This window comes from Paludisphaera borealis (assembly GCF_001956985.1).
GTDB lineage: Bacteria > Planctomycetota > Planctomycetia > Isosphaerales > Isosphaeraceae > Paludisphaera > Paludisphaera borealis.
This window is the reverse complement of the sequence record NZ_CP019082.1, coordinates 7,350,105-7,374,049: the sequence shown is the minus strand read 5'-3', so window position 1 is coordinate 7,374,049 and position 23,945 is coordinate 7,350,105. Positions and strand designations below refer to the sequence as shown.

Genomic DNA, 23,945 nt, shown 5'->3' with positions numbered 1-23,945 from the left:
ACCTGGAGTCCCGGAACCACGAATTGGCGCGCGGGGCGATTGAAAGGATCTCGCGGTTTCGGCCATGGAGTCGACCGACGCAAGTGGGACGCTCGGCTCCTCCTCCTTCCTCCCGGACCGTAAAAGCTGATCGAATCGAGGCATGCGAATGAACGAGTGGCGACATGAACGTAACAAGAAGCCCTGTCGGATGATCCATCCGCTCGGATCTCCTCCTCTCGAATGATTAGGATTCGGCGGAACTATGTCCTTCGTTGGACATTTATCGATCGCCACAGGCAGAAACCTCGTCCCGCGTGGCTGAAGAGAGAAATGCGAAAAGCATGAGAGTGGAGCGACTTACGGGTTTTTCAGCCGACGGGCGCGGCTCTTGCTTAAGCACGGAGCGAATATCGCAGCGCGGGGTCGTGGCGTCGGCCCCTCGACCTTTCCAGATGAGACCCGTCGCACGAAGGAGCCCTCCCTCATCATGACTCGCCCTCGCCTATACGGCCGGAATCGCCGCCGCGGCTTCACGTTGATCGAACTGCTCGTCGTCATCGGCATCATCGCCGTCTTGATCGCGCTGCTCCTCCCTGCCGTGCAGTCGGCGCGCGAAGCCGCCCGAAGGATTCAGTGCGTCAACAACCTGAAGCAGATCGCCCTGGCGGCTCACAATTACCACGACATCAACAATTGTTTCCCTGCGGCGAGGCCGTCTTCTTCCCCGCAATACGGCCACATGGTCACGCTCCTGCCGTTCCTCGAGCAAGGCGTCCTCACCAATGCGTTCAACGTCTCGCTCCCAGGCGGCTTCGCCGACCCGGGGAACCAGACGGTGGCGAACACGAACCTGTCGGTCCTGCTGTGCCCGTCGAATCCCAACCAGCAGACCATCCGCCTGCGCAAATCCAGCTCGACCGGTAAGTCGTACGGGGCGTTCATCACCGACGCCAACGGCAAGAACATGACGGGCTGGGTCTGCGATTACTGGGTCAATCACGCCATCAGCGCGGCGACCATCGCCCTGCTGGGCCGCGGCGCCACCGCGCCCGACCCGATCCTCAAGGGCACCCCGCCGAGGATGGCGATGGTCACCGACGGCCTCTCGAACACCACGCTGTTCCTCGAGCACGCGGGCTACGACCGCCACTACGTCAAGGGCGTGGGCTGGCCGATGCCGGACACGGACCTCACGCTCGACCAGCCCGGCGCCTGGGGAGCGTGGCTGGGGTGGTGTGCGTTCCAGGTTCAGGGGTATTCCAACTCACCTCCGCCGAACAATGCGAGCACCCCCTCCGGGACCGCCTGCGCGATCAACTGCAACAACTCGCAGGGGGTCTTCGGCTTCCACCCGGCCGGGGCGAACGTCGCCATGGGCGACGGCAGCGTCCGGATGTTCTCTACGACCATGACGGTCGCCAACCTGATGTCCATGGTCAGCCGCAACGGCGGGGAGATCGTTCAGGAATGAAGGAGTCGCCCCTGCCGACGCCCCGGCGCTGGATCCGCTCTGCGGCGACTTCCGTGGTCGCGGGACTCCTGGTCACGGCCGTCGGTTGCGGCGGCCCGGAGTCCTGCCTCGTCTCGGGCAAAGTGCTCGTCGACGACCGCCCCGCCGAGGGCGTCTACGTCGTCTTCCATACCGCCGGGGACTCGACCGGGCTGCCCGATTCCGGTTCGGCTCGATCGGGCGACGACGGCTCGTTCACGGTCGTCGTCAGCACGCCGGGCGAGTCGACGGTCACCGCGTTCTGGCCGACCGTGACGGTCAAGGATCAGGACACCATCGAGGGGGTGGATCGTTTCGGAGGCGCCTATCGCGACCCGCGACGTCCGGTTGCCACGGTGACGATCCACGAAGGCGAGAACGCCGTGCCGCCGATCAAGTTGACGAGCCCTCCGCGCGGCAAGTCGAGGACCTCCTCTCGCCGCTGAAGCTTTCGCCCTCGAGAAGAACCGAGCGGCGTGACGCCGCTCCCCGTACAGACCTCCGTCCACGCTTCCCTACGCACCCTTGAGAGGCCAACATGCAGATTCCTCGGTTTCCCCACTTCGTCTTCACCCTGGCATTGGTCGCTTCGTGCTCGTCGGCCTGGTCCGCCGAGCCCCCCCTGGTCCGGTCGGCGAGATCCGGCGCGTGGTCCGCAAAGGAGACCTGGGATCTGGGTCGCGTCCCGAAGGCCGGCGACCGGGTCGTCGTCCGGGGCGGCCATCACGTCGAGTACGACGTCGTCTCCGAGGAGGTCATCCGCCTGGTCCAGATCGCGGGGACCCTGGAGTTCGCCAGGGATCGCAACACGCGTATGGACGCCGGGTTGATCACGGTCACGAGCTCTGAAGAGCCTTCGGAGGACGGCTTCGACTGCCACGCGACGATGACGGCCATGAAGGACATGCCCGAGTCCGCGCGCCCCGCGCTGCTGGTCGGTCGGCCCGGATTGCCGATCCCGGCCGAGTTCTCGGCCGTCATCCGCCTGCACTACGTCGAGGGGATGGACAAAGTCTCGTGCCCGGCGGTCGTCTGCTGCGGCGGGCGGATGGAGTTCCACGGCCAGCCGCTCCAGCACACATGGCTGAAGATCCGGCAGACGGCCGACGGCGGGGCGTCTTCCGTCTATGTCGACGAATGGGCCGGCGGCTGGAAGCAGGGGGACCACGTCATCGTCACCAGCACGCGACGTCAACGCGATGGGCGCGGCGTGGGCGGCGACTTCCTGGCGGGGGCGCAGACGGAGGAGCGTCGGATCACCGGGCTCTCTGCAAAGGACTTCACCGGCGGCTACGCGGTCAGGCTCGACCGTCCGCTCGCGTTCTCCCACTTCGCCGAGGGGAACTTCCGCGCCGAGATCGCCAACCTCACGCGCAACGTCGTCGTGGAGTCGGCCGATCCCGACGGCGTGCGCGGGCACACCATGTACCACCGGAACTCGGCCGGCTCGATCAGCTACGCCGAGTTTCGTCACCTCGGCAAGAGAGACGAGAAGGGGCGATACAGCATCCACTTCCACCTGGCCGGCGAAACCATGCGGGGCAGCTCGGTGATCGGGGCCTCGATCTGGGACAGCCACAACCGCTGGATCACCATCCACGGCACCGACGCCTTGGTGGTGCGCGACGTCGTCGGCTACAAGAGCGTCGGCCACGGCTTCTTCCTTGAGAGCGGGACCGAGATCAACAACATCCTCGACCACAACCTCGCGGCGCTCGTCCTGCCGGGCAAGCCGCAGAAGGAGCAGGAGGTTCCCTTCGACCCCAATCGGGGCGCCGGGTTCTGGTGGGCGAACAGCCAGAACAGCTTCACCCGCAACGTGGCCGCCGAGTGCGCCGAGTACGGCTACAGGTTCGACGTGAAGAAGACGAAGGACTACGACCCGGTCCGCCAGATCCGCCAGCCCGACGGGACCCTCGCGGCGAAGGACGTCCGCGTCCTGCCGTTCGTCCGGTTCGAGGACAACGAAGCCCACACGATGAAATTCTTCTGCCTGAACCTGCGGGGGGTGACGCGACCGGACCGGGGCCTGGACTTCTACAGCCAGAACGAGAGCCTGGCGCGCGAGGCGGTCGAGGCCATGCCCGAGCCCGGCCACCCGTTCTGGATCCGAAACTTCCGCGGCTGGGAGGCTAACTGGGCGACTCACCTGGGCACGACCGGGGTGTTCATCGACGGTCTGGACGTCTTCCGCTCTGACGTGGCGATCTGGCGCTCCATCATGGACGGCTCCGGATTCCGCCGGATGACCACCAAGGACATGCGCGTCAACGACATCCATAACCCGATGAGTTCGGGCTACGTGCCCACGAAGGAGCAGGCAGACAAGGGCGCGTTCCGTGGCCTCTCCAGCTTCAAGGACGATATGCCGCCGACCACGGTGATCACGTCGGCCATACGGGAGGGTAACCTCGTCCGCGTCCGCGGCTCGGTCGCCGACACGAGCGACATCAAGCGGGTGCTGGTCAACGGCCGGGATGCGGCCTCCACGCGAGGGAGCTTCGCCGAGTGGGAGGCGGTCCTCGAGGCACCCTCCGGCGCGGCGATCGACGTCGGCGCGGGCGCCGAGGACGTCCACGGCCACGTCGAGCCGAGACCTCACGTGATTCATGTTGAGGCTTCAGGGATTTCGAGCTGATCCTCGGGCCATGCCGCGAACGAATCCCTCGGCCGCAAACGCCCTATGATTAATAATCGCATGCTCGAATGAGCATTGAGTGTCGCGGGGTCGGCCAGCCGGCCCCGCGCCATACTCGACTTTCTTGCTTGTTCGGAACCGGCGGGAGCGGAGTCTCAGGGGCAAATGCGCATTGCGCCCCCAACATCGGGCAGGGCAGGATCAGGGGGGACCTCCTACACGAACGCCGGGCCGATCGTCGGAGCCCAGGGGCATATGCTGCCGGGACTTCAACCGGCCACAAGACGAGCCCGCGTCTGCTCGGCCTCTTCAACGGGCGTCACGCCGAAGAGCCGCTTGAACTCCCGGCTGAACTGCGATGCGCTCTCGTACCCGACGGCCCTCGCGGCGGTGTTCGCGTTGTAGCCGTCGTGGGCCATGAGTCGCCTCGCCTGGTCGAGGCGGATTCGCTTGAGGTACTGGAGCGGGGAACTGGCCGTCACGAGCTTGAAGTAGTGGTGGAACGCCGCAACGCTCATCCCGGCCTGCCTCGCCATCTCTTCGACGCTGAGCGGCTTCGCGTACTCGGCGTGGACGTGTCTCAAGACCCGGGCGACTCGGGATAAATGCTCGTCCCGGCTGGCCAGGGCGCGCAGGGCCCCACCTTGCTCCCCTTGAAGCACGCGATAGACGACCTCGCGGACCGTCTGGCGGCCGAGCATGCGGCTGTCGAGCGGGGACTTGAGGCATTCGAGGAGACGGCAAATGGTCCCGCCCAATTCCTCGGTCATCGGGGTCGAGGAGATTCCCCGCGGCGTCGGGCCGATCGGCGACGGGGGTTCGTCCATCTCCAGCATCATCTCGCCCAGCATCGTCGGCTCGACGTTGATGGCGAGGAGGAGCAAGGGCTCCTCGGGGCTGGCCTCCGTCTCGCACTCCGCCGGGATCGGCACGGACAAGACGAGGTAATTGTATGCGTCGTATCGGTAGACCTCGCCGCCGAGATAGGCCCGCTTTCGGCCCTGGCCGACGATGAGGATCTTCGGTTTATAAACCACCGGGGCGCGGGGCGCCGGCTTCGAAATGCGAGCCACTTCCACCCCCTCGACGAGCGTACGATGCACCCCCTCGTGCGCGGCCACCTCGCCGAGGAGGCTCGCGAGCTGCTGGCGAGTGTCACGCTGGCCTTCCATCCCATCCTCCGGTCTTTCTAGGGTTCCCAGATGATCAGGTTACATAATTCCGCGTCCCGAGGGTAGTTCTCCTGGACCCTAATAGAATTGGGCAAACCTTTTGGAGGAACGTTCCTTTCCGTCCCCTGGCGGTTGGCCTCTAATGAACCTCGGTGATCCGATCCGCGAGGCAACGGCGTCGGAGCCAGTCATCGAGTCGTCGCCCATGCCACATGCCGGCGTCGCTCAAGAAAAAAGGATGTGATATGTATAAGGCAAAAGCTTATTCCGCCGCCGGTGAGACGTCTCCGATGGCCTCCACCACGATCCCGCGACGCGACCCGGCCGAACACGACGTGCAGATTGAGATTCTCTTCTGCGGCGTCTGCCACTCCGACCTCCACTCGGTTCGCAACGAGTGGAGCGAGTTCATGCCCACCGTCTACCCGATTGTGCCGGGCCACGAAATCGTCGGGCGGGTTTCCAAGGTCGGCTCCGCGGTCACGAAGTACAAGCCGGGCGACCTCGCCGCGGTCGGCTGCCTGGTCGATTCGGACCGCACGTGCCCCAACTGTCAGGCGGGGCTTGAGCAGTTCTGCCCGAACCAGACCCTGACCTTCAACTCCCCGGACAAGCACGGTGCCGCCCCGGTCACGTACGGCGGCTACTCGGACAGCATCGTCGTCGACGAACGCTTCGTCCTCCGCGTTCCTTCCAATCTCGACCTCGCCGGGGCCGCTCCGCTCCTCTGCGCCGGGATTACGACCTACTCGCCCATGCGTCATTGGGGCGTGACCAAGGGCAAGAAGGTCGGCGTGGTCGGTCTCGGCGGGCTCGGCCACATGGGCGTCAAGTTCGCTCATGCACTCGGGGCCCACGTCGTGGTCTTCACCACGTCGCCCCGCAAGAAGGAAGACGCCCTGCGTCTCGGCGCCGACGAGATCGTCGTCTCCCGCGACGCGAACGAGATGCGGAAGCATGCCGGCAGCTTCGACTTCATCCTCGACTGCGTCTCCGCCGAGCACGACGTCAACGCATACCTCAACCTGCTCCGCCTCGACGGCAACCTGACCCTCGTCGGCGCCCCGGCGAAGCCACTGCCGGTCTCCGCGTTCGGCCTGATTGTGGGGCGTCGCAGTTTGTCCGGCTCGGCCATCGGCGGCCTCCCCGAGACGCAAGAGATGCTCGACTTCTGCGGCGAACACGACATCACCGCCGACGTCGAGGTCATACCCATCCAGAAGGTCAATGAAGCCTATGAGCGGCTGCTCAAGTCCGACGTGAAGTACCGCTTCGCCATCGACATGGCGTCTCTCAAATCCGAATGACTTCGAAGGAGGAACACATGCAGAAGCGCAAACTCGGCAACAGCGGCCTGGAAGTCTCGACCATCGGACTCGGCTGCATGGGGATGAGCTTTTCCTACGGCCCGCCGAAAGATGAGCAGGAGATGATTTCCCTGCTCCGGACGGCCGTCGAACGCGGCGTCACGTTCTTCGACACCGCCGAGGTCTACGGCCCCTTCACGAACGAAGAGCTGGTGGGCGAGGCCCTCGCCCCCGTCCGCGAGCAGGTGGTGATCGCCACCAAGTTCGGGTTCGACCTCAGCGGGGACGACAAGCGGCCGGGGGCGGCGGGGCTGAATAGCCGACCGGAGCACGTCAAGCAGGCCGTCGAGGGCTCGCTCAAGCGGCTCAAGGTCGACGTCATCGACCTGCTCTATCAGCATCGAGTCGACCCGAACGTACCCATCGAGGACGTTGCGGGCGCGGTGAAAGATCTGATTCAGCAAGGCAAGGTCAAGCACTTCGGCCTCTCCGAGGCGGGCGTCCGGACGATTCGTCGGGCTCACGCCGTCCAGCCGGTCACCGCTCTCCAGAGCGAGTATTCGCTGTGGTGGCGGAAGCCCGAGGCGGAAGTCATCCCGACGCTGGAAGAACTCGGCATCGGCCTCGTGCCTTACAGCCCGCTCGGCAAGGGCTTCCTCACGGGCAAGCTCGACGAGCACGCCACCTTCGCCAGCAACGACTTCCGCAGCACCCTGCCGCGCTTCACGCCCGAGGCCCTGAAGTCGAATCAGGCCCTGGTCGACCTGCTCGGCGGCATCGCCTCACGGAAGGGGGCCACGCCGGCCCAGATCGCCCTCGCCTGGCTGCTTTCCCAGAAGCCCTGGATCGTCCCCATCCCGGGCACCACGAAGCTCAATCGCCTCGACGAGAACCTCGGCGCAGCCGACGTCGAACTCACGGCCGACGACCTCCGCGAAATCGAGACCACGGCCTCGAAAATCCCGGTGGAAGGGGACCGATACCCCGAGAAGCTCGAAAAGATGACCGGCCTCTGAACCATCGCCGTGGCATGCCGGAGCCGCGATCGTGAGCGAGGACATGTCTGAACTTCGGCTCGCAATCGGAACAATCGGAGGAGGGAACAATGCCTCATCTCATCGTGAAGCTCTGGCCCGGGAAGTCGGCAGAACAGAAGACTCGGCTCGCCGAACGGATCACCGAAGACGTGATGGCCGTTCTCGACTACGGAGAGGAGTCGGTGTCGGTTTCGTTCGATGAGGTCGCTCCGCAGGACTGGGCGGAGAAGGTCTACAAGAAGCCGGGATACACCATGTAAGGGGCATTTCCAGCTCCACGCTCCGACGACCGTGCACACCCACCCGAGCATGCCGAGCGAAAGAGGGAACACGTTTATGCATATGTCTTTTGAGGATAAAATTGCGCTCGTCACAGGCGCCGGCTCCGGCATGGGCCTGGCGACGGCGAAGGCCTTCGCCGAGGCGGGGGCGTCGGTGGTGTTGGCGGACAGCAATGAGGAATCGGTGCGTGCCGCGGCCGAGGAACTCATCGCCGCCGGTAACAAGGCGCTCGCCATCCGCTGCGACGTCGCCGTCGAGGACCAAGTGGCGGCCATGGTCGAGCAGGCCGTCGCCACATTCGGGCGGCTGGATGCGGCGTTCAACAACGCCGGCGTCCAGAGCCCCGTCGCGGAGACCGCGGATGCCAGCGGCGAGGAATTCGACCTCGTCAATGCGGTCAATCTCCGCGGCGTCTGGAACTGCATGAAGTACGAGCTTCTCCAAATGCGCAAGCAAGGAAGTGGCGCCATCGTCAACAATTCTTCGATCGGCGGACTCGTGGGTATCGCCGGCCGGGGGGCGTATCACGCCTCGAAGCACGGGGTGCTCGGGCTGACCAAGAGCGCCGCCCTAGAGTATGCTGCCAGGGGCATTCGCATCAACGCGGTCTGCCCGGGGATCATCGAGACGCCGATGGTCGCGGACATGCTGGCCACTCAGGCGGAAGCCATGAAAGAGCTGATGAAGGACGTGCCGATCGGGCGGCTTGGCCGGGCGGAGGAGGTCGCCGCCGCCGTCCTTTGGCTCTCCAGCCCCGGCGCGAGCTTCGTGATCGGTCAAGCGCTCGCCGTGGATGGCGGGTACACTGTCCGCTGAGGACGAAAGGCGAGGACCCACGATGACCACCTGGCCGAAAGACGAGCTGAGGAAGATCGCCGAGGCCGATGACCTGCACATTTCACCGTTCCGCGAGGATGGGGCGACCTACGGCACCCCGACGTGGATCTGGTCCGTCGCGGTCGACGACGCCCTCTACGTGCGTGCCTACAATGGAAAGAACTCTCGCTGGTACCGGGCCGCGGTGCGGCGGAAGGCGGGGCGGATCACCGCTGCCGGCATGACGAAGGAGGTCGTCTTCGAGCCGGTCGACGGCTCGATCAACGAACGCGTCGACGAGGCCTATCGGGCGAAGTACCGCGGTAGCCCGTATCTCAGCCCGATGATCGGGCCAACTGCCCGCTCGGCAACGGTCAAGGTCATGCCGCGCGAGACTGACGTCTGATCGTCGAGCCCATCCCGTGCGGCAGCCGGCGAACGCGATTCTGTTCCGACCGACGGGCCAGGGCTTTGAGGTGCAACTCGAACGGAGCAACTTGGATGGCTTCCTCTAACGATCATTACATCGACTGCGGTCCCGCCATGCGGCGCCGCCGCCACTTCATCGCCACGGGGTTAGGGTTGGCCGCGGCGCCGTCGTTGACTCAAATCGCCGTGGGCGCCCCCCTATATCAACATCATCCGGAGGTTCGTATGGAAATCAAAAGAATCGGCTCACAGCCTTCCGGCAAGGGGCCGGCCGACTGGTTCACCGGCGCGGTCCGCATCGACCCGCTGTTCCAGATCCACGCGCCGGCTCGCGCGGCCGGCGCCAGCGTCACGTTCGAGCCCGGAGCCCGGACGGCGTGGCACACCCATCCGCTGGGGCAGACCCTGATCATCACGGCCGGCTGCGGTTGGGTTCAGCGTGAGGGGGGCCCGGTCGAGGAAGTCCATCCCGGCGACGTGGTCTGGTTCCCGCCGGGCGTGAAGCACTGGCACGGCGCCGCGCCCACCACGGCCATGACGCATATCGCCATCCAGGAACAGCTCGACGGCAAGGTCGTCGACTGGTTGGAACATGTGAGCGACGAACAATACTGCAAGTGAGTCTTCGCATCTCACTCGCTGGCGGTTGGAGCTAAACCTTCTTGCGCGGGCGGAACCAGCGGGAGAGGGCGGTTTCGAGCTGGTCGGGGATTTGCAGGCCGCGGGCGGCGAGCTCGCGGTAGGCTTCCTTGGGGTCGTTGAGTGGCGTCTGGTGGGCGCGGGGGGCGTCCCAGAGGACGGACCGCTGGACGCTTTTGAAGTCGTAGTGGGTGATCAGCAGGCTGTTGTCGCGATAGATCCAGACGGCCAGGATCGGCTTGTTGCGGGAGCCGCTGGTGCGGAGGGTCGGGGTCAAAAGTTCGATCTGCTTGTTGGCCATGCCCTGGATGGCGACCTGGCCGGCGGCGGTGCCGCGGATCGAGGGGATGACGACCAGGCGGTAGGGGCCGATCGCTGTCGGGCGATGGCTGGCGGCCTTGGTGCCGGGAGCCTTCTGCATGGCCGTGACGGCTTCCTTCCAGAGTTCGTGGAGTTCTCCCTGGAGAAACCGGATAGGGTCAGGGTCGACGAGTTCGATTCGATCGCGGTCGGTGGGCGAGGCTTCCTCGGCGATCGCTTCCATGCGGGCGGCCTCGGCCCCCGCGCCGAGGCGCGCTGCCAGGGGGTCGAGCTCGTCGTCGGCCGGCTCGTCCTCGGGCTCGGCCCGCGAGAGAACCTGGTCGAGCTGCTTGGCCGAATGGTCGAGCTGCTCGACGACGCCGGCGGGGACGTCGCGGTTCAGGCGGCGGTCGAGTTCGTCGCCGGAGTCGCGGAGCCGCAAGACGCGGCTGGTGAAGTAGTCCCACACTTCACGCGCCCGACTCCGGTTCTGCCGCTCGGCGCGGGCCAGCTCCATCAGCGGATAGACGACCTCGGCCCACATGGCGGCGCCGGAAGGGTCGCGATTCGAGCCGCCCGAGGCGTATCGCAGGGCCGCCAGCCGGAGGTCGGAATGGTCGCGCCAGGCGTCGGCCAGCCGGTTCCAGCGCTCGACCAGCTTGTCGCCGACCTCGCTCCGGGGCGGGGCGAGTTTGGCCAGATCGTCGAGCGATCGCGGGATCAGGCCGGGGTTGAGCACGCCCCGGTCGTCGGTCATGTGCTTCTGGGCGTACGTGCTGGCGTCGTGGATCTCCTTGCGGACCTTGCGGAGCATCTTGCGGCGGGCGGGGGTCTCGCGCCAGCTCAGGAACTTGGCCAGCACGGCCGGGCTGAGCGCTGACCGTACGTCGATGCGCTGGTCGAGCAGCTCGGCGGCCTCGGCCACCGCCGCGTCGGGGTCGTGCGCGGTCAGCGCGTAGGTCGTCGCCAGGATCAGCCGCGCCCGGTCGGCGTTGAGCCGCTCGATCTTCCGACGCGCGAAGAACCGCTTGCGTCGCGAACCGATCAGGAGATAGGCCAGGTAGTGGCCGTAGAGGTAGCGTTCCTCGGGATTCAGCGCGATCGGCTCGGCCAGAACGGTCCGGAGCATCTTGCGGACCAGGGCCGATGAGACGAGGTCGGCCGCGTCGGCGATCGCGACGGGCGAGGGAGGGGCGCCCGCCGGCCGGTTCGCGATCGAAACCTTCTCGACGCCGGGCGTCGACGACTGGGCCGTGATCGTCCGTCCTTCCCCCAGCTCGGCCAGGGCTCTGAGGTCCAGGGGCGAATCGACCGGCTCGGCCGGCGCCGGGCTCGGCGCGGCGGGTTGGGCATGGGAATGTGTTGAGGCCTGGGGACGGAGCTTGTCGGCTTCGATCCGGAGGGCGTCGGCGATGATCGCGCCGTTGGCGGGACGGTCTTCCGGACGCTTGGCCAGCAGCGCGAAGATCAAGTTTTCGAGATCCGGGGAGACGCCCAGATCGCGCGAGCGGAAGATCGGCGGCGGGGTGTTCGTATGCTGCGCCATGACCGACATGGGCGTGCCCGTGAACGGGACGGCGCCGGTCGCCGACTCGTAGAGCATCACGCCCAGCGAATACAGGTCGGTGCGGTAGTTGAGCCGCTGCCCCTTGGCCTGCTCGGGGCTCATGTAATGCGGCGTGCCGCGAACCACGCCGGCCGCGTCGTCGTGCTCGGCCAGGAGCGAGAGGCCGAAGTCCGAGAGCTTGGGGGCGTCGGCGATGGTCAAGAGCACGTTGCCCGGCTTCACGTCACGGTGGATCACCCCTTGATGGTGGGCGTAATCGAGCGCCACGGCCACTCCGGCCAGGATTTGCAGTCGCTCGCCAAGCGTGATCTCCCGCCAGCGGCGGACGTAGCTCGTGCCGTCGACCTGCTCCATGACCAGGTACGACGTCCCCTCGGACTGGCCGAAGTCGTAGATCCGGACGACGTTTTCGTGCAGGAGCCGGGCGGCGATCTGGGCTTCGAGGCGGAGCCGCTTCGACACCTCTTCGCCGGCCTGCTGATCCTTGAGAACCTTGATGGCGACCGCGCGTTGGAGCACCTGGTCGGTCGCCGCGTAGACCGCTCCCATCCCCCCTCGGCCCAGCTCTTTCTCGAGCAGGAATCGGTCGTTGAGCGTCGTTCCCGTGCCAATCACCGTGGGGCTCCCGCCGTCGTTCCAGGCTTTGCCGTCGACTTCAGAAATGACGCTCGACATTGAACACGCCGTGGACGAGACGCTCACGGATCACCCAGCCATGATGCATCCGGAAGACTCGCGAGTCAATCTCGCGGTGCTTCACGGAAACATCATCCGGCGCGGCGGGCTCGGACTCAGCGGCGGCTTCGGGGTCGCGCGACCTTGGCGTCATCGGGGAGTTCGAGGATCTGGCCGACGATCAGTTCCGACGGGTCGTCGATGGTATCGCGATTGAGTTCGAGAATCTCGTTGGCGCGACGGCCGCTTCCGAGCCGGTCGCGTGCGATCGTCCGCAGGGTTTCGTCGGGCTGAACCTTGTGAACCGGCCGCGTCGAGACGCTGCGCGAGGCCGCCTCGGGCTCGGCGCGGTTGCGATCACGGTCGATCTCGTCGTCGCGATCGTCGTCGCGGCGGGCGGCGACGGCGCGGCCGGCGGGCCGTTTCCCTTCGTCGGACGCGCGTTCGGCGTCCGGGTCGGAGACCGGCAGGTTGAGCTCGACTTCCGACCGGCGCGCGCGGCGGATCGGCGCCACCCCCTTCGGGTCGGCCGCGTCGGCGGTCCTCGGCGAGCGCGACCGCGTCGCGGCGTCGGCGGCGCCCACCGGGCCGGTTCGAGCCTTCGAGCCGTAGCGCGTGCCGGGAGGGTCGATGAAGGCGGGGTCCAGGTCTTCGGGCGGCGGAACGCGAATCACGGCGCCGACGCGCAGATCCTCCGGCCTCTTGAACTTGTCGGAGTTGGCGTTTGCGAGCGCGCGATAGTAGCGTCCCGAACTGTAGTAGCTCTGCGAGATGGAATAGAAGTTCTCGCCCGACTCGACCTTGTGCAGCACCGTGTCGATCTTGCCGGCCGCTTTGGGGGGCGTCGTGGCGGAAGCCTGACCGCCGCGACCGCCTCGGCTCGCGTCCTGGCCGCTCGGGACGTAGGTCTCGACGTCGAAGCTCATCTCCTTGTCGGCGTGAGCGTCGGGGTCGGTGGAGCGGCCGGCGTCGCGACGATCGAAGGGGTCGTCAGAGTCGCTGCCGATGTCGCTGATGACGATGTTGCCGGAGCGGCGGATGGGCGTCACATCCTGGCGGCTCGGCGCCTCCGTCGGATCGTGCTTGACCTCGGCGGTCGGCGTCGATGCGGGCTTGCCGACGGCCGCCGGCGCGGAGGCGGCTTCGGGAACCGCCTGGAACGACGGCACCTCGCCCTGGGCCGGGGCCGGGGCGGACGTGGTGGCCGGCGCGGACGTAGTGGCCGGCGCGGACGTGGGGGCCGGGGCCGGGGCTTGGGACGGCTGTGGCTCCTGCCGCGGCGCGGGTTGGGGCTCGGCGACGTGGGGAGGCGCGTCGACGGGCGGGGTAGGTGCCGAGGGGGCCGCCGGTTTGTCTCCCAGATTCTTCATCACCGCGCCGGCGGCGGCTCCGATTCCGACGCCCAGGCCGATCGCGCCGACGGCTTCCTTGGCGGCCGCCCCGGGGACGACGGGCGCGGGAGCGGCCAGGGGCAGGATCGGTTCGGCGGCCGGCCCCGGAGCCGGACCCGCTCCGAGGCCGGGTGCCGGCGCGGGAGGCTGGGCCGTTGGCTCAGCTCCGGCTTTCGACGGTTCCGGCGTGCTCGTGCTCGGCGCAGGGGCCGGAGGTTCGGCAGGTTTTGTCGCGGGCGCGGGAGCAGGCGCGGGGATTTCGGGCGCGGGGACCGCTTCGGGCTCGACCGCCGGCTTGGTTTCGCCCGGCGTCAAGACCGGCGCGGCCGCCGGAGTGGGAATGGGGACGGGGGGCGGTGCCGCGGCCTCTTCGCGCGGCGGATCGCCGGGCTTCACGTCGGCCGCCGCCAATTCGAGCGCACCGAGCCCCGTCGCGTCGGTGATCGCCGGGGCGGGCGCCGGTTCGTGAGTCGCATCCAGATTCGTCAGGCCGCCCGCGTCTTTGTCGATGGCGGGCAAGTCGGGGAGGCCGGACTCGTCGACTCCGGCGGTCAGCTTCACGGGCTCGACGGGAGGCGTCGGTTCGCGATCGTTCGGCATCGCGAGGAGCGATGGGGAATGAGTCTCGCGTTCCGGCGCGGGCGCCGGATTGGGGGAAGGCGCCGGGCCGTCGGGGGGCGTCTTCGAAGCGCCGGCGTCGGCGAGGTGCTTGGGCTCGATATCGTCCGTCTCGGCGGCGGGCTTCGGCGCGGTTTCGGCGGTGTGCCCGGGCTCGACCGGTTTGGCATTCGCGTCTACGGGATCGAGGCCGCCGTCGGCCTTGGCCTTCTCCTTGGTTTTGGACTCGGCGTCCGCGTCAGGGCGGGGGCCGGGGCTGGGGATGTGGGTGATGGTTAGAACGCCCCCCAGAACCAGCACCGAGAGCCCCGAGGCGAGCATGGCGCGGGGATAGCTGCGGGCCAGGATCACCCCCTGGGCGGCCGCGAGGCTCGCTTTTTCGAAGGTCCAGCCTCCCGCGGCGAGGGCGGCCGCGCGGAACTTGTCGAAACCGCCGGGCGTCGCGGGCTCGGCCTCGGTCGCGAGGCTGGGCTCGGTCGCGTCGCCGGTCGCGACATCAGCATCGGCTTCGGCGAGGGGGGCGTGCTCGTCGTCGGCGTATACGGGCGCGTCGGCGGGCGCGTCTGGGTTCAGGGCCTGGGGATCGTCGGATTCGGAGTTCGGGAAGGGTCCTGATTCGACCATCGTTCGGCCACCCTCAGTTTGGCGCTACGCGCACGGGGATTGACGGCTGTTTCCTGCGCCGTCGCGATTACGGGCTTCTTGGTCAGGATGGACCAGCGAGGCTCGTTGCGGAACGCCCATTTGACGCGACGGTCTTCCAGCGAGTGGAAGCTGATGATCGCGGCCCGGCTCCCGGGTGCGAGCAGGTTGGGCAGTTCCTTCAAGAGAGCGTCGAGATGCTCCAGTTCGTCGTTGACCAAGATCCGCAGGGCCTGGAAGACGCGGGTCGCCGAGTCGATGGGGCCGTGCCGCAACCGACCGGGGATGCAGCCGCGGACCAGTTCGGCGAGTTGCCGGGTGGTCCGCAGCGGCTCCGCCGTTCGCGTCTCGACGATCCGTCGCGCGATCCGGCGGCTGAACCGCTCTTCCCCGAAGTCAAAGAACGCTTGGGCGAGTTCGTCGGCCGGCATCTCCGCAAGCAGCTCGGCGGCCGTCGGCCCCGAAGAATCGGGGTTGAACCGCATGTCGAGCGGGCCGTCGGCCGCGAAGCTGAACCCGCGATGCCGCCAGGCGAGCTGGTCGGACGAGAGCCCCAGGTCCAGGAGTACGCCCTGAACCCGTTCGGGGGGGATCTCCAGATCCGCCAGCACCCGTCGCATCGCGCTGTAGGGCGCGTGAACCAGCGTGACCGGCAGGCCGGCGGTGGCCTTGCGGGCCAGCTCCAGCATGTTCGGGTCGCGGTCCAGTCCGATGATCCGCCCTCCCGGGCCGACCCGCCTCGCCAGCGCCGCGGCGTGTCCTCCGGCCCCGGCCGTCCCGTCGACGATGATCGAGCCTTCGCGAGGATCAAGCCAGGTCGTCACCTCGTCGATCAAGACGGGGCGATGCACCGCTCCCGATTCCCGTTGCGGTTCGTGCTCGTCTTCCGGAGGCGTCGGCTGGCTTGACACGGCCTGCTCGCTGAGATGAGACGCCCCACGACCAAGGTACAGCCTGGAAGGGCCGCGCCCTGGGTGAGTGCGTCGGACTCTATCCAAACGCTCGATCCTGTCAACCCCGACGCCGAAGGCGCGAGCCCAAGGCGTCGAGAGTATTCCCGATCGTCTCCATCGGTCGGGGAGCGGGGCCGGCTTGAGGTGAACCAGCCGGCCCCGGGCGGCCTACGGCCTCAGACCGAGACCCAGTCCTGGCCCTCGCCGTCGACCAGCGAAAGCAGCAAAGATCGGCTCTTGTCGCGGGTTTCGCCGATGGCGGTGACGTAGACGGCTGGGTCGTCCTTGACGGGGCACTCGTGCTCGCAGATGCCGCAGCCGATGCACTTGACCGGGTCGATGAACGGCCGCTTCAATTCGAGCGTCTTGCCCCAGCGGTCGGTGACCTCGACGTTGCGGGTGAAGATCGCCTTCGGGCTGACCGGGCAGACTTCCTCGCAGACGACGCAGCTCGTGTCCATCGCCCAGGGGAGGCAGCGCCCCTGGTTGTAGAACGCGGTGCCGGTCTTGATCGGCCCCTTTGCTTCGAACGGTCCGATGCCGAGCTTCTCGACGATCGAGATTTCGCGGATCGCGCCGGTGGGGCAGACCTGGCTGCACAGCGTGCAGTTCAGCTCGCACCAGCCCATCTTGGAGATCATGATCGGAGTCCAGAGCCCCTCGACGCCGGCCTCGAACATGGCGGGCTGGAGGACGTTCGTGGGGCAGACCCGGATGCACTGGTCGCACTTGATGCACCGCCTCAGGAACTCGTCCTCGGCGACCGAGCCCGGAGGACGGATCACGCTCCGGTTGAAGTTCTTCCGCACGCCGCCCGAGAGCCGGGCCATCGGGAAGAAGAACAGGCCGAAGAGGCCGGCGAGGACCACCTGGCGACGGCCGACGGCCGGGTACGCGACCTCGCTCGCCTTGCGCGGCAGAAACCGGAAGGTGAGGGCGTCGTGCGGGCAGTCCTCGATGCAGTTGAGGCAGACGAAGCACTCGCTCTTGCGGAGGTCGCCCTGCGGGTCGGAGGCGCCTTCGCAGCTCTTGAGGCAGAGATCACAGTCGGTGCACCGGACCGGATCGCGGTCGATCCGCCAGATCGCGAACCGACTGAAGATTCCCAACAGCGCGCCCAAGGGACAGATCGCCCGGCAGAAGAACCGAGGAATCCACCAGTTGGCGAACAGGAAGCCCATGAAGATCAGGCCGACGATCCACGCCTGCCAGTATTCGCGAGGCTCGGTGTAGACGCTCTCGGTGCTCTTGTTGACCGTGGGCAGGACGCTGGTGGTCAGCGATCGGACCGTGAGCGCGATCGGGTCGAGCAGGCCGATCTGGAGCGTGCTGTTGCCCGCCTTGTGCTCCTCGGCCGACGCGGCGAGCCCCCAGCCGACCGCCGCGAACGCGCGCGCCGGGACCGACCGGCTCACCAGGGCGGGTTCGTAAAACGCGCGCTTGATCTTGCTGGGGGCGTCCAGGATCGTAGGGATGATCCAGAGGCTCGCCATCGCGAGCATCGCGGCGAGGATGTAGTACTTGATGGCGTAGATCTTGCGGTAGCGGTTGACCTCGATCATCTGCTTGGTGTTGCGGCGGTTGCCGATCCAGCCGAACAGGTGGTGGAGGATGCCGAACGGGCACATCCAGTTGCACCAGACCCGGCCGACCATCATGGTGATCGCGATGATCACCAGGCCCCAGACGAGGTTGCGATAGATCGTGTGGGTCGTCAGCGCCGTGGCGACCGCCACCAGGGGCGTGGCTTCCAGGAACAGCGACACCGGCCACCCCTTGAGGTAGCGCAGGTCGGTGATGATCAGGAAGAACAGGAAGAGGCCCAGAAACAAGACCTCGTAAGCGCGTCGGATCTTAACCATCGGTTCCTCCGGCGGGGGCGTTGGGCTCGGCTTGTTTCCTGGGCCGCCACTGGTCGGCCTTCTCCAGAAGCCTCGCCAGCGGCAGGCTGAAGCCGGGAAGGAGCGGGGTCTCGTAGCTCTGGCCTTCCGTCACGATATCATAAGTCGTCGTGGAAGACTTCCTGGTCTTCTTCGTCTTGTAGACCGTCATGACGCGCCGGAACCGATCGATGATCCAGTATTCCTTGACCCCGGCGGTCAGGTACTCCTCGCGCTTCTCTTCATAATCGCGCAGGGCGTCGCGGCGGCGCGACGAGACGAATTCGATCACGATCGCGGGGACGTCGGTTTGTTCATCGGGCTTTCGGCCGAGTCCGACCCAGATCGCCCGATCAGCCCGTCGGCGATTGGTCGTCGCGATGGTCTGTTCAGGAAGAGTGTCGGCGACGATCGGTTTTTTCGAGGGGGTCTCGAAGTACTGCGTCAGCATGTAGCCGAGATAGTCGTTGAGGCTTCGTTCACCTGGACCCGGAAATGGCGACACGACGAAGACCCCGCTGATGACCTCGTACCGATTGCCCCGGACGAACTCCGAGGCCGGGATGTCGTCGAACTCCTCGGGCTTCATCCGCAGGCCGGCCGATCCGGGGCCGTACCGATCGTCGTACTTGCGGCGGGCGATCGGCCTCGCGGTCGCTGGTTCGCGAACGGAGCGATGCGGCGTCGTGGTCGTCGTGGAGCCTTGGGTCATCGGGAGATCTTCCTCTTCAGCTTCGCCGGTCAGTCGAACAGGATCCCCTTGAGATCGAGCGTGAAGCCCGGCAGCACGTCCTCGCCGGAGAGCGTCGCCGGCCGGTCCAGGACCTCGACGGGGCGGCCGGGGCGGTGGATCTCGACCCGGCCCTTGTCGGGATCGAGCAACCATCCCAGCCGCAGGCCGTTGTCGATGTATTCGCGCATCTTCTCACTTGTGGTCGCGTCGTCGTCCGACGGCGAGCACAGCTCGACCGCGAAATCCGGGCAGATCGGCGCAAACCCTCGTTTCTCTTTGGGCGTCAGAGCGTTCCAGCGTTCGTTGCGAATCCACGAAGCGTCGGGCGACCGCGTTCCTCCCTTGGGCAACACGAACCCGGCGGAGGAGTCGAAGGCGATTCCCTCGCCGTCGGCCTCGGCCCAGACGACGAGCCGCGAGGTCAGCTTGGCGTTTCGTCCTCCGCTTTCCGATCCCGCTGGCGCCATGACGATGACATCTCCTTGCGCGGTCCGTTCCAGCCGAAGATCGGGATTGGCGCGGCAGAGGGCGGCGAAGTCGTCGTCGGCGATTTGCAGGCGGACGCTTCGGGGGATCGCCAACTCGATCCGCTCGTCCGCGACCGATGCCGTCGGGGCCTCGACTTGCACGCTTGCCATGGGATGATCTCCTTCACTCTTCAGTCGTTCCGGCCGGTCAGTCGAACAGAATCCCCTTGAGATCGAGCGTGAAGCCCGGCAGCACGTCCTCGCCGGAGAGCGTCGCCGGCCGGTCCAGGACCTCGACGGGGCGGCCGGGGCGGTGGATCTCGACCCGGCCGGTGATTGGATCGATGAGCCAACCGAGCCTCGCGCCCTGGGCGAGGTAACTGGGCATCTTCTGTTTCAGCAGATGTAACCGCTTTGATTTGTCGGATCGAGAACGGAGCTCGATCACGAAGTCGGGGCAAAGCGGCGCGAACTGCTCCTCCCGCTCTTTTTCCGTGAGTGTGTTCCACCGATCGCGGCGGACCCACGAGGCGTCGGGCGAACGGGTCGCCCCGCCGGGGAGATGGAAGCCGGTGGAGGAGTCGAAGGCGATCCCCTCGCCGTCGGCGTCGGCCCATAGGACGAGCCGCGAGGTCAGCCTGGCGTTCTTCGCTCCCGTGCCTCCGCTCGTCGGCGTCATGATCTCGACGACTCCATCTTCCGTTCGTTCGAGGCGAAGCTCGGGGTTGGCCCGGCAGAAGGCGAAGAAATCGTCGTCGGGGATTTGCAAGCGGACCCCCCGGGGGATCGCTAGCTTGATTCGCCTCCCCGATAAGATCGAGCCTGGATGGGTCTCGGCCTCGACGTGCGCGCTCATACGGTGATCTCCTCGGTCCACTGGGGACGCCAGTCCTTGCCGAGGCCGCGCTGGATGACCTTGTCGAGGTAGACGATCTCGTGCCGCGACTTTTCGAGCAGGCGGGTGACGCACCAACTGTCGACGGCCGTGTGGTCGGTGCCGACGACAATGGTGTCGCTCTTCTTGACGTCGTTCAGGCTGCCGCCGGTCGGGCCGTTCCGCATCAAGAGCTTGCGGCCGTCGGCGATCACCAGCGTCGGCTTGATCATGAGCGCGAAGTCGGAGATGATTCCGTGGATGTTTTGATGGAACTGGTTGCGGGGGTTGCCCAGCAGGCCGTACCAGTTCTTCATGGTGACGGTCGCCTTGCAGAGGTTGTGGTCCTTGACCGGCGAGACGCCGATGACCTTGGTGGCCTCGCGGAACGGCCGGTAGAACATCCGCCAGGTGTTGGTGATGGTCTCGCCGCCGACGTAGAGCTGCTCGAAGTAGCTGTCCTTGGGCATCATCAGCTCGGCCCCGGCGCGGAGCGCCGCGTCGCCGACCTTGGTCTTGAAGAAGCAGCTCTCGGGGTTGTTGATCGGGTTGTCGGCGACGATCACCTTGCGGGCGCCGGCGCCCAGGCAGAGCCGCACCACGGCGGCGACGGTCTCGGGTTGGCTGGTGGCGGCGAGGTCGGGGTTCTTGTCGAACGCCACGTTCGGCTTGACGACGACGACGTCCCCCTTCTTGATGAAATGGGAGACGCCTCCCATGGCGTCGAGCGCCGCCTTGACCATGCGGAACGCCTGATCGTGGAGCGCGGCGTCGCGGGTCTCGGCGTCGGCGTCGGCGGCGACCGGGCTGGAGCGGACGACGACCAGGCTGGGCTTGCTGGTGATGGGTTCGACGTTGAACGGCTTGAGGATCTGGGCCGGCGGCGGCTTGACCCCTTCCATGCCCCACTGGTCGCGGAGCAGCAGGCCGCCGCCCACCGCCGCGCCGGCCGCCGCGCCGAAGCCGCCGACCTGGTTCAAAAAATGCCGCCGCGAGAACGACTCGTCGGCCGGGTTGACGCCGCCGAGCCGCTCCAGGTTCTTGATCTGGGTTCGGGTCAGTTTCTCGCTCATCGTCGACCTCGTTCCAGTGAACCGCCGGGGAAGGCGGACGGCTCGTCACACGGGGATTCGGGTTCGCACGCGGTTCATCGTCTTGAGTTCATCGTGATGGTCATTTGCCGCCGCCGACGGCCGGGACCTTGTCGGGGAGGCTCTTGGCGAGCGCCCGGGCGAAGGCTTCGGCGGGGGGGGCGGTGGTCGCGCCGTTGGCGCCGGCCAGCGTGTTGCCTTTGCGGAAGACCACGTCGAACAGGCCGATGTTCGAGACGGCCACCATCGCGTCGGCCCCTTCGGATTCGAGCGGCTTGACCTCGGCCCCGTCTTCCTTGACGCTCGCCACGTAGCGGTCAAGGACCGCCTGGGCCTCCTTCGCGTCTTTGTAGGGCCGCAGGAAACCTTGCCAGCCGACGTCCCCCTCCTTGTAGTCGGCCATGAAAACCTCCGACAGGAAGCTGTAGCCGAAAACGTCCTGGGGCACGTACGTCGGATCGTTCTGACGGCCGCCGGCGGGCAAGAGCGCGAAATAGTCCGCCGGCGACATCTCCGCCGCGGCCGGCTTCACGTCGGCCGGTTTGGTCGCGGCCGCCGTGGGAGTCGTTGCGGGCGCCGGGCTCGCGGAGGAGGCGGCCAGGGCGGGGGCCGGCGCCGGGCTTCCCGGCTTCTGCTTGGCGGCGACGCGGCGGGCGATTTCGAGGGCGAAGGCGGCGAACTTCGGGTCGTCCTGGGTCGAGACGAGCTGCGTGTAGTATTTTCCGGCGTACAGGAACGTGCTTCCCGCCGAGGTGTAGCCGCCGTCGCCGAGGGCGATGCTCTGGTTCTCGTCGGGCTTCTCCGAGCCGAACTTGCCGAGCGCCCGCAGGGGGTCGGCCATCTCGAAGACGTAGAGCTGAACTTCCTTCGAATCGTCGTTGGCCGGGTGGTAGTAGGTGTACGCCATCCCCTTGACGCCGTACTGGAGGAAGCTCTCGGCGCGGCCGTCGATCTTCTCGTACAGGTTGTCGGCGTTGAACGTCTCGATATACTTGTCGCCCGACTTCTCCACGACCCAGCCGGCCGGGACGTCGGTCAGCGGCAGCATCGCGGCGATCGCCTTCTGAGGCTCGGGGACCGCCGCCAGCTCGGCGTCGACCTGGGCCGGAGCCAGGCCGTTGACCGGGGCCGGCGCGGGCGCGATCGCCGTGGCCGCAACCGCGGGGGCGCTGACCGCCGGCGCGGCGGCCGCCCTGACGTCGATGGGGGGGGCGGTGAAGTCCATGAGCTGCTGCGGGCCGTCGAGGTTGATGCTCTGGCGAAGCTGGGCCAGCGATTCCAGGACGTTGGGGATCGCCTGGGCGACGGCCGCCGAGGTCCCCGCCGAGGCCCGCAAGGCGAGCATCGCCTGGTCGAGCTTTTTGACGCCGTTGACTAGGTTCTTCCGCTCCAGGGCGAGTCGCTCCATCTCCTGCTTGACGGCCGCGTCGGCCTCCTTCAGGGTATTGAACCCCTTCCCCTGGTCGAGCACCGACCACGTCCGGTTGGGATCGAACTCGTAGCGGTTTTCGTCGAAGTGCCGGCTCTTGAGCACCAGGGCCGCGAACGTCGCCGGGATGCTCATGACCAGCATCGTGCCCACGATGATCGAGACGAACGACGGGCGCTGAAGCACCCGGCCGCGACGCGCTTTGAACCAATCCATGCGACCGAGGACGGCGACCGCGATGGGCGTGCTGGCGAACGCCGCGAGCGCCGCCGCCAGGCTGATCGTCAGGAGCGGGTCGTCGGCCAGCTCCGCGGTGAACTTCGTCCAGAGGTTCGCGACGTCCATCATGCCACCGCCGTTTGCTGTTGCTTTGGGATCTCGAACGATACAGCCGGAACGACCGGAATCCGAGTCGTCGCCAGGCTTTGCGGAAAGTCAGGGCTGGGTTCCCGGGCCGGGGCCGCAAGTTTGCTGTTTAACAAGCGTTGGATCGGCCCGCAATCCGGAATTATATCGGGGTTCCGTCCTCCGAGGCAATGCTGGCCGCTCAGGTGAACAGCGACTCCACGAAGGTATCGGCGTCAAACGGTTGCAGGTCGTCGATCGCTTCGCCGACGCCGATGAATTTGACGGGAAGTTTCATCGTCTGGCGGACGGCGACGACGACGCCCCCCTTGGCGGTGCCGTCGAGCTTGGTGAGGATCACGCCGGTGCAGCCGATGGCCTTGGTGAACATCTCGGCCTGGCGGATGGCGTTCTGGCCGTTGCCGCCGTCGAGCACGAGCAGAACCTCGTGCGGCGAGCCGGGAATCTGCCGCTGGATGACGCTCTTGATCTTCTCCAGCTCGCGCATCAGGTGCGTCTGGGTGTGCAGCCGGCCGGCGGTGTCGACGATCAGGACGTCGGTCGACCGGGCCAGCGCGCGCTGGCAGGCGTCGTGGGCGACGCTCGCCGGGTCGGCTCCGGGGGCGCCTCGGACGATCTCGCAGCCGGCCCGCTCGGCCCAGATCGACAACTGGTCGGCGGCCGCGGCGCGGAAGGTGTCGCAGGCGGCCAGCACGATCGAGTTGCCCTGGTCGCGGAGTCGCTGCGCGAGTTTGGCGATCGAAGTCGTCTTGCCCGAGCCGTTGACGCCGGCGATCAGGTAGACGCTCGGCTTCTTGGCGGCGACCGTCAGCACGTCCGGGCGCGGATCGTGGAGTAGCTCCTTGAGCTGGTTTTTGACGAACTCGACGAGTTCTTCGTCGGCCGTCTGGTCGGCGTAGGCTTCGCGGACCGACTTGATGATCTGCGCCGTGGCGACCACGCCGACGTCGGCCTGGATCAGCCGGCTCTCCAATTCGTCGAGAAATTCCTGATCGACCTTGCGGCCGAACCAGGAGCGGACGTTGAACAGTTGCGCCGTCTTGGCCAGCCCCTTCTTGAACCGCTCCAGCAACCCTTTGATCGCCATAACCGCCTTTCGTCTCGTCGGATGATCGTTGTCGCTACGTTGTCTGTTTCGCGCGTGAGGACGCCCGGAGGACCGGCCCTC

General features: G+C 66.9%; 20 protein-coding genes. 9 read left to right on the top strand and 11 right to left on the bottom strand.

The window, feature by feature from the left end; translation table 11 throughout:
* Positions 1-469: 469 nt before the first annotated feature.
* The 3 genes from BSF38_RS28515 (at position 470) to BSF38_RS28505 (ending at position 4,109) form a co-directional block, all read left to right on the top strand.
* On the top strand, positions 470-1,453 hold the full coding sequence (locus BSF38_RS28515; protein WP_237170667.1) for a DUF1559 domain-containing protein: 984 nt from the start codon (positions 470-472) through the stop codon (positions 1,451-1,453).
* Positions 1,450-1,917 carry a hypothetical protein gene (locus tag BSF38_RS28510; protein ID WP_076350392.1) on the top strand — a complete coding sequence of 156 codons (468 nt, stop codon included), beginning with the start codon at positions 1,450-1,452 and terminating at the stop codon, positions 1,915-1,917. The genes BSF38_RS28515 and BSF38_RS28510 overlap by 4 nt, the downstream gene beginning before the upstream one ends.
* A gap of 92 nt (positions 1,918-2,009) precedes the next feature.
* Positions 2,010-4,109: a G8 domain-containing protein gene (locus BSF38_RS28505; RefSeq protein ID WP_076350391.1), complete on the top strand. Its 2,100-nt coding sequence runs from the start codon at positions 2,010-2,012 to the stop codon at positions 4,107-4,109.
* A 269-nt stretch (positions 4,110-4,378) separates the two neighbouring features.
* Here the strand turns inward: BSF38_RS28505 and BSF38_RS28500 are convergent, their stop codons facing one another.
* Positions 4,379-5,281 carry an AraC family transcriptional regulator gene (locus BSF38_RS28500; protein WP_076350390.1) on the bottom strand — a complete coding sequence of 301 codons (903 nt, stop codon included), beginning with the start codon at positions 5,279-5,281 and terminating at the stop codon, positions 4,379-4,381.
* Positions 5,282-5,526: 245 nt separating this feature from the next.
* On the opposite strand from BSF38_RS28500, the gene BSF38_RS28495 reads away from it, so the two are divergent.
* From BSF38_RS28495 to BSF38_RS28470, 6 genes are all read left to right on the top strand, one after another.
* On the top strand, positions 5,527-6,588 hold the full coding sequence (locus BSF38_RS28495) for an NAD(P)-dependent alcohol dehydrogenase (protein WP_076350389.1): 1,062 nt from the start codon (positions 5,527-5,529) through the stop codon (positions 6,586-6,588).
* A 17-nt stretch (positions 6,589-6,605) separates the two neighbouring features.
* Entirely contained in the window at positions 6,606-7,604 is a 999-nt protein-coding gene (locus tag BSF38_RS28490; RefSeq protein WP_076351592.1) for an aldo/keto reductase, read from the top strand.
* 89 nt (positions 7,605-7,693) lie between these two features.
* Positions 7,694-7,885, top strand: a complete 192-nt coding sequence (locus BSF38_RS28485) for a tautomerase family protein (protein ID WP_076350388.1) — start codon at positions 7,694-7,696, stop codon at positions 7,883-7,885.
* 76 nt (positions 7,886-7,961) lie between these two features.
* A complete protein-coding gene (locus BSF38_RS28480; RefSeq protein ID WP_076350387.1) occupies positions 7,962-8,723 on the top strand; it encodes an SDR family NAD(P)-dependent oxidoreductase in 762 nt (253 codons plus the stop codon).
* Positions 8,724-8,745: 22 nt separating this feature from the next.
* Complete coding sequence (locus BSF38_RS28475) at positions 8,746-9,129, top strand: DUF2255 family protein (RefSeq protein ID WP_076350386.1); 384 nt, start codon at positions 8,746-8,748, stop codon at positions 9,127-9,129.
* A 248-nt stretch (positions 9,130-9,377) separates the two neighbouring features.
* Positions 9,378-9,773, top strand: coding sequence for a (R)-mandelonitrile lyase (locus tag BSF38_RS28470; RefSeq protein WP_076350385.1), 396 nt, complete (start codon positions 9,378-9,380; stop codon positions 9,771-9,773).
* Between the two features lie 31 nt (positions 9,774-9,804).
* Here the strand turns inward: BSF38_RS28470 and BSF38_RS28465 are convergent, their stop codons facing one another.
* From BSF38_RS28465 to ftsY, 10 genes are all read right to left on the bottom strand, one after another.
* Positions 9,805-12,333 (bottom strand): serine/threonine-protein kinase, encoded by a 2,529-nt coding sequence (locus tag BSF38_RS28465; RefSeq protein WP_076350384.1) that lies wholly within the window; start codon positions 12,331-12,333, stop codon positions 9,805-9,807.
* Positions 12,334-12,449: 116 nt separating this feature from the next.
* The gene (locus tag BSF38_RS28460) at positions 12,450-14,966 is read right to left on the bottom strand and encodes a LysM peptidoglycan-binding domain-containing protein (RefSeq protein ID WP_076350383.1); all 2,517 of its coding nucleotides are present in this window, start codon (positions 14,964-14,966) and stop codon (positions 12,450-12,452) included.
* Positions 14,912-15,835, bottom strand: a complete 924-nt coding sequence (gene rsmH, locus BSF38_RS28455; RefSeq protein ID WP_076350382.1) for a 16S rRNA (cytosine(1402)-N(4))-methyltransferase RsmH — start codon at positions 15,833-15,835, stop codon at positions 14,912-14,914. The genes BSF38_RS28460 and rsmH overlap by 55 nt, the downstream gene beginning before the upstream one ends.
* A 278-nt stretch (positions 15,836-16,113) precedes the next feature.
* The gene (locus tag BSF38_RS28450) at positions 16,114-17,799 is read right to left on the bottom strand and encodes a 4Fe-4S binding protein (RefSeq protein WP_076350381.1); all 1,686 of its coding nucleotides are present in this window, start codon (positions 17,797-17,799) and stop codon (positions 16,114-16,116) included.
* Entirely contained in the window at positions 17,792-18,529 is a 738-nt protein-coding gene (locus BSF38_RS28445) for a Uma2 family endonuclease (RefSeq protein ID WP_076350380.1), read from the bottom strand. Before BSF38_RS28445 ends, BSF38_RS28450 begins: the two co-directional genes overlap by 8 nt.
* A 29-nt stretch (positions 18,530-18,558) precedes the next feature.
* Positions 18,559-19,188: a Uma2 family endonuclease gene (locus tag BSF38_RS28440; protein ID WP_083713664.1), complete on the bottom strand. Its 630-nt coding sequence runs from the start codon at positions 19,186-19,188 to the stop codon at positions 18,559-18,561.
* A 37-nt stretch (positions 19,189-19,225) separates the two neighbouring features.
* On the bottom strand, positions 19,226-19,873 hold the full coding sequence (locus tag BSF38_RS28435; RefSeq protein ID WP_083713662.1) for a Uma2 family endonuclease: 648 nt from the start codon (positions 19,871-19,873) through the stop codon (positions 19,226-19,228).
* On the bottom strand, positions 19,870-20,964 hold the full coding sequence (locus BSF38_RS28430; RefSeq protein WP_076350379.1) for a DUF362 domain-containing protein: 1,095 nt from the start codon (positions 20,962-20,964) through the stop codon (positions 19,870-19,872). The genes BSF38_RS28435 and BSF38_RS28430 overlap by 4 nt, the downstream gene beginning before the upstream one ends.
* Positions 20,965-21,064: 100 nt before the next feature.
* The gene (locus BSF38_RS28425) at positions 21,065-22,759 is read right to left on the bottom strand and encodes a DUF6599 family protein (RefSeq protein ID WP_237170665.1); all 1,695 of its coding nucleotides are present in this window, start codon (positions 22,757-22,759) and stop codon (positions 21,065-21,067) included.
* 199 nt (positions 22,760-22,958) lie between these two features.
* The gene (ftsY, locus tag BSF38_RS28420) at positions 22,959-23,864 is read right to left on the bottom strand and encodes a signal recognition particle-docking protein FtsY (RefSeq protein WP_076350378.1); all 906 of its coding nucleotides are present in this window, start codon (positions 23,862-23,864) and stop codon (positions 22,959-22,961) included.
* Positions 23,865-23,945 lie beyond the last annotated feature (81 nt).

Coding starts and splice junctions, on each gene's coding strand:
- BSF38_RS28515 (WP_237170667.1), top strand. CDS start 470: ATGACTCGCCCTCGCCTATACGGCCGGAATCGCCGCCGCGGCTTCACG.
- BSF38_RS28510 (WP_076350392.1), top strand. CDS start 1,450: ATGAAGGAGTCGCCCCTGCCGACGCCCCGGCGCTGGATCCGCTCTGCG.
- BSF38_RS28505 (WP_076350391.1), top strand. CDS start 2,010: ATGCAGATTCCTCGGTTTCCCCACTTCGTCTTCACCCTGGCATTGGTC.
- BSF38_RS28500 (WP_076350390.1), bottom strand. CDS start 5,281: ATGGAAGGCCAGCGTGACACTCGCCAGCAGCTCGCGAGCCTCCTCGGC.
- BSF38_RS28495 (WP_076350389.1), top strand. CDS start 5,527: ATGTATAAGGCAAAAGCTTATTCCGCCGCCGGTGAGACGTCTCCGATG.
- BSF38_RS28490 (WP_076351592.1), top strand. CDS start 6,606: ATGCAGAAGCGCAAACTCGGCAACAGCGGCCTGGAAGTCTCGACCATC.
- BSF38_RS28485 (WP_076350388.1), top strand. CDS start 7,694: ATGCCTCATCTCATCGTGAAGCTCTGGCCCGGGAAGTCGGCAGAACAG.
- BSF38_RS28480 (WP_076350387.1), top strand. CDS start 7,962: ATGCATATGTCTTTTGAGGATAAAATTGCGCTCGTCACAGGCGCCGGC.
- BSF38_RS28475 (WP_076350386.1), top strand. CDS start 8,746: ATGACCACCTGGCCGAAAGACGAGCTGAGGAAGATCGCCGAGGCCGAT.
- BSF38_RS28470 (WP_076350385.1), top strand. CDS start 9,378: ATGGAAATCAAAAGAATCGGCTCACAGCCTTCCGGCAAGGGGCCGGCC.
- BSF38_RS28465 (WP_076350384.1), bottom strand. CDS start 12,333: ATGTCGAGCGTCATTTCTGAAGTCGACGGCAAAGCCTGGAACGACGGC.
- BSF38_RS28460 (WP_076350383.1), bottom strand. CDS start 14,966: ATGGTCGAATCAGGACCCTTCCCGAACTCCGAATCCGACGATCCCCAG.
- BSF38_RS28450 (WP_076350381.1), bottom strand. CDS start 17,799: ATGGTTAAGATCCGACGCGCTTACGAGGTCTTGTTTCTGGGCCTCTTC.
- BSF38_RS28445 (WP_076350380.1), bottom strand. CDS start 18,529: ATGACCCAAGGCTCCACGACGACCACGACGCCGCATCGCTCCGTTCGC.
- BSF38_RS28440 (WP_083713664.1), bottom strand. CDS start 19,188: ATGGCAAGCGTGCAAGTCGAGGCCCCGACGGCATCGGTCGCGGACGAG.
- BSF38_RS28435 (WP_083713662.1), bottom strand. CDS start 19,873: ATGAGCGCGCACGTCGAGGCCGAGACCCATCCAGGCTCGATCTTATCG.
- BSF38_RS28430 (WP_076350379.1), bottom strand. CDS start 20,964: ATGAGCGAGAAACTGACCCGAACCCAGATCAAGAACCTGGAGCGGCTC.
- BSF38_RS28425 (WP_237170665.1), bottom strand. CDS start 22,759: ATGATGGACGTCGCGAACCTCTGGACGAAGTTCACCGCGGAGCTGGCC.
- ftsY (WP_076350378.1), bottom strand. CDS start 23,864: ATGGCGATCAAAGGGTTGCTGGAGCGGTTCAAGAAGGGGCTGGCCAAG.